The organism is Paenibacillus nuruki (assembly GCF_001721045.1).
In the GTDB taxonomy this organism is placed as follows: Bacteria; Bacillota; Bacilli; order Paenibacillales; family Paenibacillaceae; genus Saccharibacillus; species Saccharibacillus nuruki.
In genome coordinates, this window is record NZ_MDER01000051.1 from 21,982 (window position 1) to 33,758 (window position 11,777).

At 40.1% G+C, this 11,777-nt stretch carries 7 protein-coding genes; 1 reads left to right on the forward strand and 6 read right to left on the reverse strand.

Annotated elements, in window-relative coordinates:
- Positions 1-109 precede the first annotated feature (109 nt).
- Positions 110-2,680, reverse strand: a complete 2,571-nt coding sequence (gene bglX, locus PTI45_RS15010) for a beta-glucosidase BglX (protein WP_069328413.1) — start codon at positions 2,678-2,680, stop codon at positions 110-112.
- A gap of 211 nt (positions 2,681-2,891) precedes the next feature.
- On the opposite strand from bglX, the gene PTI45_RS15015 reads away from it, so the two are divergent.
- Positions 2,892-4,244: a helix-turn-helix domain-containing protein gene (locus PTI45_RS15015; protein ID WP_175425193.1), complete on the forward strand. Its 1,353-nt coding sequence runs from the start codon at positions 2,892-2,894 to the stop codon at positions 4,242-4,244.
- Between the two features lie 610 nt (positions 4,245-4,854).
- Here the strand turns inward: PTI45_RS15015 and PTI45_RS15020 are convergent.
- The 5 genes from PTI45_RS15020 to PTI45_RS15040 form a co-directional block, all read right to left on the reverse strand.
- Entirely contained in the window at positions 4,855-7,299 is a 2,445-nt protein-coding gene (locus PTI45_RS15020; RefSeq protein ID WP_069328415.1) for a glycogen/starch/alpha-glucan phosphorylase, read from the reverse strand.
- Positions 7,300-7,336: 37 nt separating this feature from the next.
- The gene (gene glgD, locus PTI45_RS15025; RefSeq protein WP_069328463.1) at positions 7,337-8,440 is read right to left on the reverse strand and encodes a glucose-1-phosphate adenylyltransferase subunit GlgD; all 1,104 of its coding nucleotides are present in this window, start codon (positions 8,438-8,440) and stop codon (positions 7,337-7,339) included.
- A 20-nt stretch (positions 8,441-8,460) separates the two neighbouring features.
- Positions 8,461-9,594, reverse strand: a complete 1,134-nt coding sequence (locus PTI45_RS15030; RefSeq protein ID WP_069328416.1) for a glucose-1-phosphate adenylyltransferase — start codon at positions 9,592-9,594, stop codon at positions 8,461-8,463.
- Positions 9,595-9,731: 137 nt separating this feature from the next.
- On the reverse strand, positions 9,732-10,289 hold the full coding sequence (locus PTI45_RS15035) for an imm11 family protein (protein ID WP_069328417.1): 558 nt from the start codon (positions 10,287-10,289) through the stop codon (positions 9,732-9,734).
- 309 nt (positions 10,290-10,598) lie between these two features.
- Positions 10,599-11,777 (reverse strand): acetoin utilization protein AcuC, encoded by a 1,179-nt coding sequence (locus tag PTI45_RS15040; RefSeq protein ID WP_069328418.1) that lies wholly within the window; start codon positions 11,775-11,777, stop codon positions 10,599-10,601.

An 11,777-nucleotide genomic window follows, 5' to 3' on the forward strand; every position in this document is an offset into this window, starting at 1 on the left:
CGTGTTTTTGGTTTTCTGTGAATCCATAGTAACATACGCTCAAAATGTTAGCAACATTTTTTTGTAAGCACTTACTTCACTACTATGTTACAGCGAAAAACTTTTTAATTCAAGCTTCAATCAGTTCAAACCCTGCTACTTGTACGTGTTTTACATTGGAACCAATATACACTTTGAATTCTCCAGCTTCTGCTACCCATTGCAGTCGTGCATTGCAATACTTGAGCAATTCCTCTGTGATTTCAAATTGTACTTGTACAGTTTCACCTGGAGCTAGTGTAACTTTTTCAAATCCTTTTAGTTCTTTGACAGGACGAACCGTACTTCCGTATAGATCTTGAATATACAATTGTACAATTTCTTGTCCTGCCACTGCACTGGTATTCGTCACTTGAACCGTTGCTATAATCGACTCAGAACGTTGCATAGTAGAACGGCTTAATTCGATAGTAGAATATTCAAATTGGCTATAACTCAGTCCATAACCAAAAGGATATAACGGATCATTCGGACCATCTAAATATTTGGAAATATATTTTTCGTGTTCATTTTCGGCAGTAACCGGTCTACCTGTATTGAAGTGATTGTAATAGATCGGTACTTGTCCCACTTGCTTCGGAAAGCTCATTGTTAATTTGGCAGACGGGTTGTAATCACCCACTAATACATCAGCAATCGCATGTCCTGCTTGCGATCCCAAGAACCATGTTTCAACAATACTATCCATATGTTGCTCATACCAATCCAGCACCAGTGGTCTACCATTGGTAAGAACCAATACCACCGCTTTACCTGATTGCTTCGCTAATTCAACAATCGCTTCTGCTAACTGTTGCTGTGGTTCAGGAATCGTAATATCCATACGTGAAGCCGCTTCACCGGACATTTCACTATTTTCACCCAGTGCTAACAAGATCACATCGGCATGACTAGCCACTTCAAGTGCTCGTTCAATTCCACCTACAATCGATTCATTCACTTTGGAACCTTCACTGTATAGCAGACGATCTTCTTGAATGCCTTTGGCTTGTAATCCTTCTAATAGAGTGACTGTATCTGCTCCATATTTGGAAAACTGCCAAGGTCCTAACAAATCTTTGCTATCTCCGAAAGGTCCGATGACTGCAATGCGTGCACTCGATTCAGCCACATGAAGCGGTAACGTTTGAGCTTCATTTTTGAGCAAAACGATTGATTTCTGCGCCAATTCACGACTAGCTTGTAGATGGTTTTCGTTGAAATGATACTCGACTTCTTTATCTGGACGCACATAACGGAAAGGATCATCCATAATACCGATCTGATATTTATAAGTCAAAATACGTCGTACAGCATCATCTAATTGCTGTTCTTGAATCTTGCCGTCTGCTACAAGCTGTGGTAGAAATTGCTCATACGTTTGCGATACCATTTCGATATCCATAGTTGCATTAAGCGATAGACGAGCAGCTTCACTACGATCTTTCGCTACACCATGCGTGTAAATCTCTTCTACTGCACCATAATCAGAGATCAAGATACCGTCGAATCCTAATTCGTCACGTAGTAAATCTTTCAAAATTACTTCACTGGCTGCAATCGGAATCCCTTGATAAAAGTTAAAGGCATTCATCACCGAAGCCGCACCTGCTTGAAGACCAGCCTGGAAAGGAGGCAAATACAGATTACGCAACATCCATTCTGAAATATCAACAGTATTGTAATCACGACCGGATTCAGAAGCACCATAAGCAATAAAGTGCTTCAGACAAGCAATCAATGTTTCTTTGTCAAATAAACTAGCCCCTTGGAAGCCTTCTACTTGCGCTCTAGCAATAAGGGAACCTAGATACGGATCTTCACCTGAACCTTCGACTACACGTCCCCAACGAGCATCACGTGCAATATCAACCATAGGTGCATGGTTATAGGTAATTCCTGTAGCGGTTGCTTCTTTGGCGGCGATTGCACAAGCATCACGAATCGCTTCAATATCCCAACTACAAGACCATGCCAGCGGTACAGGGAAAATCGTCTGGAAACCATGAATAACATCCGCATTAAACATCAATGGGATACCCAGACGAGATTTTTCTACAGCTGTTTTTTGCAATTCAAATACACGACTACTATTAAAAGCACCTAAGATCGAACCTGTACGTCCTTGTTCCACGAGAACGTCTGCTGATTCTGCTTCGATATCGCCACCAAAAGCAAAATCAGAAGCCATACACTGACTCATTTGCCCGATTTTCTCGGCAATCGTCATTTCGCCAAGCAACTGTTCGACTTGAGCTTGAATATTTTCTGGAGTACGTTCGATAACATCATTTTTATGATAAGGAGCAACGACGTTAATCAATTCTTCGCTTAACGATTGTCCTCTACCTCTTGTACCATCAAGCTTCATCACTCCTGTAAAAGGTAGTGAAATAAAGCCAGTAAAGCAATCTTCTTCAAATACCATTTCAATCGTAGCTTCGCCTTCTCCATGCGGCAACACAACCACACTTCCGGTAGCTTTCAACGTATTACCTTCTACATGGATGTGCTTGATATCTAGAGCAAGTGGTAATGGCTCCATTTGCACGGTCAAAGAGTAATCCTGTGGTGTTGGCTTAGGAGACTCTTGCTGAACCTCAAATAAAAATTTCCACTTGGATGATTGTAATTGTGATGTACTGTTCCATATTCCTATCATTCGTATGCCCTCGTTTCCAATTGCTATTCTCTATTTGTATATAGTGTACTGCTCTAATGTAAGCGTTATGACATTATATTTATGGTATTATTCCTATTTTTTTAGTAAAATAATAAATACCTTATTATTCGATAATAAAAAAGGATCGATGCAAAAATGATTGGAGTTGGACAATAATATGAATAGTCACTGGTTAAATACCCTTAAATTTATGATGAAATGTATACATATTGAGTATCAGATTCCACTTTATCTTGTAGATCAGCATGCTGTACTGATTGAAGAATACCCTGCACAGAACTTTAACCCTTTGTATACAAGTAAAAGTGAAGGATTGCAATTATTGACCAAACATATTCAGGGCAAGTATCCACTAATTCATGCGACTAATTTTGTAGAACAGTATCTCATTATACCTTTACATTCGTATCCAGATGCTATTATAGATGAAAATGTTAGTAGTGATGCAAATAGGAATGTTTCCGCTTCTGATCTATCTTCTACAGTTCATACTACTTCTACCACGATGGCAGGTGCACTGATCGCAGGTCCTTTTTTCAATGCGATTGTCCCGGAAGAATTGATCAAAGGCATTATTGTAGATCATCAGTTATCATTCCGTCAGCAAGATGAAGTATGGGCATTTTATAAAAAAGTTCCTTTGATCTCCAAAGAACGTATCTATAATGCTGCGGTCATGATTTATTTTATGCTGTACCAGCAAGAATTAGATATTGCCGAATTGATTCAACATAACCTGCATATTCCTGCTACGTCTATTCACCGTGTGTATTTGGACTCTATTCCACGAGCTTCATCTGAATCCTTAACATATCATGAGAATGATCCAGAATACTCGACCTCGGATCGTTATCATCATAATCCAGAAATGGAACGTGTCTTTCTTCAATATATTCGAGAAGGTCGCAAAGAAGATTTGATCCAGTGGGAATTAGGCTTTCCTACTGAAAAATTAGGCGTATTGTCCAAAAAAAGCTTGTTACGTAACGAAAAAAATCTAGGTATCTGCTCGGTTACGCTCGTCACACGTGCAGCAATGGATGGCGGAGTCAACGCCGAAATTGCTTATACGTTAAGCGACTTTTATATTCAAGCGGTGGAAGAATGTGAAAATCCCGCTCAAGTGCATATGACGACTCAACGATGTAATGCTGACTTTGTGGATCGCGTACTGGAAGGGCAAAAGCAACGATATTCGCATGAAGTTAATCTCACACGTCATTATATTTTCAGCCATCTGTACGAACCGATTCATCTACAAGATTTGGCAAAAGAAACAAAGCTAAATGCTGATTATTTATCGCAGTTATTCAAAAAAGAAATCGGCTGTTCGCCTGTTGTCTACATTCAGCAACAACGTATAGATGAAGCGAAAAAATTAATCAGCCTCTCTCATTATTCACTAGCGGAAATTTCAACGTTATTGCAGTTCCATGATCAGAGTTATTTTACGAAGATTTTTAAAAGGTACACGGGGGTTACGCCGAAGCAGTATCAGAAGAATCGTACGGGTGGGGAACGGATGGGTGTGGGGGTGTTTTAAGCTGTATATTGGGTGGGTGGTTTTAGAGTTACAGCGCTCCGGGTGCGATATTGTTCTTGCCGTCGCTTGTTGTAAATGAATACCTTGATCAACCGCTTTGCGGTAGGTATCCATTTACAAAGGCGAGCGCTTCGCTCTTTCAGAACAATATCGCTCCCTGCGCTCAGTGGAAGTTTGTAACTCTAGTGTTAGATATATTGCATCTTTTTAAGATAAAACTGAATTATATTCATTATCTTTAGCAAAAAAATCTGCTGATCTACTATAACTATAATAAATAAGTGTTTCTTGTTTGGATGTAGACACTGATTTAGCGAAGGAAAAGGAATTATCCGTAAGAAGCGTAGCGTTAGCCTTACAAGTTTTCGCAAGAAAACTACATCGTAAGCATACACTAAGAATGGATATTTACTGCGATAGCAGTTGTTCAAAATATCCATTCTTAACAGCGATCGAGAGGATAATCCTTTTACGTAGCGTTGTCCCTTCACCGCATAAAAGAAAAAGGAAACCCTCTCCACTATTATAATCATCCGTAGACAATCACAATACCAAGAAAGATTCCCTTCATTCACTAACTATATTCAGCTCATTCAATCCATATGCAATATTAAGGGCGATCCACAGGTTTGATTTTCCAAATTTCTGACGCGTACTGCCCGATCGTCAGATCACTAGAGAATTTACCGGAATGCCCGATATTGTGAATAGATTTTTTCAGCCATTCTTTACGATTACGATAAGCGAGATCAATCTGAACATGAGCTTCTGTATAGGCGGAGAAATCTTTCAATACGAAATACTCATCGTTCATATCCAGAATTGAACGGTACAAAATATCAAATTCATTGTTATGATTAGTGAATGGTCCACGTTCAATCAGTTGGTTCATGACTTCTTGAATACGTGAATCGCTGTTATAGATATCACGAGCATTGTAACCACCATGCTGGTAATAATCCATCACTTGATTTGCATGTAAGCCGAAAATAAACATGTTATTGTCGCCTAACATCTCATGCATTTCCACGTTAGCACCATCCAATGTACCCACGGTTAGAGCACCATTCATCATAAATTTCATATTCCCTGTACCGGATGCTTCTTTACTGGCTGTCGAGATTTGCTCACTGACATCAGCCGCCGGAATAATCTTCTCTGCTAAAGACACTGAATAATTCTCTAAGAAAAAGACATTCAGTTTGTCTTTCACATCTGGATCATTATTCACAACGTTAGCTACACTATTAATCAGCTTGATCGTACTTTTCGCTAAATAATAACTTGGCGCTGCTTTGGCTCCAAAGATAAACGTACGTGGAACCATATCCAGTGATGGCATAGCTTTGATCTGATGGTACAGGTGAATAATATGAAGAATATTCAAGAACTGCCGCTTGTAAGCATGCAGGCGTTTAACCTGTACATCAAAGATCGAGTCGGTATTTACTTTAACATCGTATTTTTGCTCAATATACGACGCTAACTTTTGCTTATTATTCAGCTTGATCTGAGCTGTCCGTTCTTGGAAGCTAGCATCTTCGCTATATTTCAAAATGCCAACCATTTCTTGTGGATGCGTGATCCAGCGTGTACCGATCGATTCACTAACCAACTGAGACAATTCAGGGTTAGCATGCATCAACCAACGACGATGCGTAATCCCATTTGTTTTGTTATTGAACCGATCTGGATATAGCTCGTAGAAATTTTTCATTTCGCGTTGCTTCAGAATATCGGTATGCAATGCAGCTACACCATTGATACTATGACTACCTGCAATCGCCAAATGTGCCATTTTCACTTGATCGTCAAAAACAATCGCCATATGCGCTACACGATCAGGATCATTTGGATATTTATCCATCAACATTCCGCAAAAACGAGTATTGATCTCTTCAATAATCATATACACACGTGGCAATAGTTCACGTACCATATGAGTCGGCCATTTTTCTAAAGCTTCACTCAAAATTGTATGGTTTGTATAGGAGACCGTCTTCGTTACAATTTCCCATGCAGTATCCCATCCATAGCCTTTTTCATCTAATAAAATACGCATGAGTTCAGGAATAACCAGTGTTGGATGCGTATCATTAATATGAATCGCTATTTTTTTCGGCAATTCTTCATAACTAAGCCCTAATTTGTCATAGGTACGCAGAATACTTTGAAGACCAGCAGAGCAAAGGAAATATTGTTGCTTCAAGCGAAGCAGTCGTCCTTCATATTGAGAATCATCAGGATACAAGAACTCGGAGATCGATTCAACCGAACGATTGTAATCCAGATAGCTGTAATAGTTGCCTCCTGAAGAAGAACTACGACTTGCCATCTCACGCATTGGTTCTGCGCTCCACAGACGAAGAGTATTCATGTGGGAAGATTCTTTATTACCTTTGTATCCGATCACCGGAACATCATAAGGAATCGCCCAGACACCCTCATAATCATGAAGAGAGAATTCAAGTTCGCCATCTTTTTCATGAACTTGAACATTACCACCAAAGCGAACTTCTACTTTACGGTCGTCACGACGGACTTCCCATTCGTTCCCTTTTTGTAGCCAGTTATCTGGTAATTCAACTTGATTACCATCCACTATTTTTTGCTCAAATAAACCGTACTTATAACGAATACCACAGCCATGCCCTGCATATCCAAGGGAAGCTAGTGAATCCATAAAGCAAGCAGCAAGGCGGCCAAGACCGCCATTACCTAGACCTGCATCTGCTTCTTGTTCTTCTATTTCAGAAAGAGAAACCCCTAAGTCTTCCAGACCTTCTTGTACAATTTCAAGGACACCCATATTGAGTAGGTTATTACCAAGTAGACGTCCTATCAGAAATTCAAGTGATAGATAATAGACTTGCTTTTCTTCATTATCTTTAAATTCGCGGTTCGTTGCTGCCCATTCTTTTCCCGCTGATTCACGGATCATGCGACTTAGAATCGTATATACATCTTCACTTGATACTTCTTCTAACGTTTTTCCTAATTTGGACACTACATTATCCTGAAATATACTTTTGAATGACTCTTTGCTTGTAAACAACAGGGCGTTCCTCCTCTATTCTATTTCTATTCTGTATTTAGACGGAAGTGCTCTTCGCTGTAACGTATGGTTTTATCACATCACCAATCAATGTGCGATCACCTGAAATGCGAACATCTTTATCCAAGATAACATTTTCCAGAACAGCGCCTGCTTCGATTGTACATTTTTGCAAAATAACCGAATTGACAACACGTGCGCCTTTTTCCACTTTAACTCCACGGAACAGAATACTATTTTCAACTTCTCCACCAATAATACATCCATTTGCCAAAAGCGAATTGGTCACTTTAGCGCTTTCTAGATACTTGGTTGGTGCTTCGTATTTAATTTTGGTCTGTACTGGTTTTTCATGGAACAACTTCATATAGTTATCCGGGTTCAATAAAGCCAGACTGTTTTTGTAATAACTTTCCACTGAATTGATGACTGCATTGTAGCCTGTATATTCATAAGCTGCAATTTTCAGACCATTCGGATTGTGCTGAATCACATCACGGAAGAAATAGCTTTTGCCATGAGCGATAGAGTAACGAACTTGATCCAAATACAATTCTTTATCCATAATAAAGATTTCTAGATAAACATTGCTGTGATCACGTTCATGGTGAAAACCGGACACATATCCATTCTCATCTACTTCTACACGACGACATGGGCCATGCTCTGGTTCCAATTCAGCTATTTTTTTGTAAACAACAGTGACATCAGCACCTTTTTCTTTGTGATACTTGTAGACTTCATTGAAATCTACTTTGTTCACATGCTGTGTTCCACTGTTCACTACGATATCACCAGAACTGCGATGGAAATAGTCCATATTATTATGAATATGTTGCAGATCCCCAAGTGAAGTGTCGGTTGGATCATGCCAATCCGGTGGCAAAATAAAGAGTCCGCCCCGTTTACGATCCAAGTCCCACGGTCTACCTTCGCCTAGATGATCCATCAATGAACGATATTTACGACGAACAAATAATGCGATATCTTCCATACCTGCATACATCATATTTGATAAAGCAAAATCGATCAGACGATAGCGTCCACCAAATGGAACGGCTGCACCGCAACGGAAATATGTTAATTCATTTAATTGGTCTAATTCATGATCCAGGTTGATAACTCCTACGAAGCCCTTCATTCCCATCACCGTCCTCTATATTATAATGACTCATTCGTTATTAGTAAGATTTCGCTCTCATCTTCACGATCCACACCGATTTGTGTGCCATCTGGTAATACCATACCATCATCAATAATCGCGCGGTGAATACGGACATTTTTACCTATTTTAACATTAGGCATAATAACAGAATCAGTAATCATACTACCTTCGCCGACTTCCACGCCAAAGAATAGAACTGAATGATTAATTTCACCATGTACAATACAACCTTCGTTAATAATGCTATCACTGACTTTAGCTTCAGGTGCAATGTATTGAGCAGGCTGATTCGGGCTACGTGTGAAAATACGCCAGTTTGGATCATTCAAATCCAATTCCGGATGTTCGGATAACATGTCCATATTGGATTCCCATAGACTTTGGATTGTACCGACATCTCTCCAATAGCCTTCGAATGGATAAGCGTACAATGTTTTATCATCATCTAACAGTAAAGGAATAATATCTTTACCGAAGTCATAAGAAGATGTTGGATTCGTCTCATCTTGAATTAGATAAGATTTAAGCACATCCCATTTGAACAAGTAAATTCCCATAGAAGCAAGTGTACTTTTTGGATGTTCTGGTTTTTCGTCAAACTCGTAAATTTTAAGATCATCATCTGTATTCAGCATACCAAAACGGCTTGCTTCTTCCAGCGTGACATTGACTACAGAGATGGTGCAATCTGCGTCTTTTTCTTTATGGTAATCCAGCATTTTGCCATAATCCATTTTGTAGATATGGTCACCGGATAAAATAAGAACGTGTTCAGGATCGAATCTTTCCACGAAATTAAGGTTGCGATAGATCGCATCTGCTGTTCCTTGATACCAGCTACTACCTTCTTCGCGTTCATGTGGCGGTAATACAAAGACTCCACCATTTTTGCGATCCATATCCCAATCGTTACCAACACCTATGTATGCATGAAGGACCATGGGTTCATATTGTGTCAATACACCTACTGTATCAATACGTGAATTGGCGCAATTACTAAGAGGAAAATCGATAATACGATAAGTACCACCAAAATATACGGCTGGCTTTGCCAGGAATCTTGTTAGACCTTTGAGTCTTTTGCCTTGACCTCCGGCAAGCAACATTGCTACTACTTCTTTCTTACTCATGGAAAAGCCCCCTTCATGTGATTATCATATAATTTGCAGAGACATGTAACGCTAAGAATCAATGAATCATTTAACGATACCCTTGTATTCCAAAAAAGAAGGAGACCGCCTATTAAGGCATGTTGCACCTATAGATACTACAGATTTTCCTTAAAAACAATGCCAGCTATGTTCTGCGCACGGCACGCTTCTACAAATTCAGAAGAAGCTACTATTAGACTGATATCTTCGTTCGAACGAACGAGTCCATGACCTCGAAGCCCATCCGGTTGAAAAGCCACCGAAATGTAATGTACTGGACTTCCATGAATACCCGGAAGTAGTGGAATATGTACAGATTCTTCGGGATCAAGACAATTGATAACGGTCAAAATATTGAGCACCTGAAATCCATTCAGCGGTGTTCCGTTCACAGTGACTTCTGCATCTACCAATTGCACATCTTTATCTGCATATTGTCGAATCACATTAGCTAGCCTGGGTCCGACCAAATCTGGACCGTCACTCATAAACCAATCAAAATGCATTAAGTGATTAAGATCGATATCTCCTTGCAAATGGAACTTTGGCGTCTTCGCCCAATCTCGTTGAGGTGTGCCTTTTTTGAAACTCAAATGATCCGGCGAATCATTGAAATTGTACTTAAACCAATAACGATCCGGGTATACATTCGCTGGTGATAGGATATAGCACATACATATCTCTTCCTTTCGGGATCGGCAGACCATTCCATACTATAAATGAATGATAGATTTACCTCATTACTTGATTATAGTATCTATTTCTACACATAGGGTAATTCTCCCTGCTTACTGTTCATATTACCTTACCCTTTTACACGTTGTATGTGAAAATCCTTCGTCTGCCAATCTCCCGGCAAAATATATATACCCGAAAATGTGCATTTCGCCACTTTTAAGTGATTACGATTTTGTTACAAGCTGGCTTATTGCTATTTTATACCAGTTATAACACAATTGGATACTAGCAATTCTATTCTGCTGTTATTTTAAATAAGTAGCCGCTATTTCACAGATTTTGCGATTGGATAAAGTAATCTCATCTCGCCTTGGAATAGGTTCCCAGCGTGTGACATCATCTAACCATGTACGTGGTAAATCGACAGGGCTTTCTACTTGCCAGCGTTCTAGCCAGACCTCAGGTAGTGATAGTAATGGCTCTTGATCAATCTGTTGAAGTAGTGGATGGTTGCTCATTTCAAGCCATAACAATGACCACGCTCTAGGCACCACACGCCAGATATCATATCCTCCACCACCAAGGGCTACCCACCGTCCTTCGCACCATTGATGAGCGGCTTCGTGGATCATACGAGGCATCTCCCGATAGATCTGCATCGAACAATGCAAATGAGACAAAGGATCAAGTGCATGAGCATCGCATCCATGCTGACTAATAATGAGATCAGGACGAGCACGTTCTAACACTTGATGCAGTGTTGTCTCAAAACATTCTAACCACGAATCATCTTCTGTATACGGTTCAAGGGGTAGATTGACTGTAAATCCAAACCCTTCACCTGCACCTCGTTCTTCAACTCTTCCTGTTCCCGGAAATAAATACTTACCAGTCTCATGAATCGAGTACGTGAATACATCAGGATCGGTATAAAAGCACATCTCTACTCCATCCCCATGATGCACATCGGTATCAATATAGAGGACTCTAGCTCCATAAGCTTCTCGTACATGAGCTATAGCAAGTGCCGCATCATTATAAATACAGAAGCCTGCCCCTTTCTGTGGCATCGCATGGTGCAGTCCACCGCCCAAATGAAGCGCATGTGTCGTCTGACCCTCCATCACCATCTGCGCCGCAGTTACCGAGCCAGCAGCAATCGACAGCGCACTCTGATGCATACCTGCAAAGTAAGGAGTATCGCCTTGATGAAGACCATATTGCGCAGCATGATCCATCGCTTTTGTGGCAGGATGTTCTACACTTAGTTGCTTTACAACATCGATATATTCAGGAATATGAACTTGTTGTAACAAATGATGATCAGGCAGTTCAGTCGGCACAAAGATTTGGTCTATAGACAAAGCATCCACTTGTTGCAACAGATCACGAGTCAACGTTAATCTACGCTGATCAAATGGATGATTCTGATGAAAAACATATTTTAGACTATCAGGGTGATACATATATGCTGCTTTGTCCAT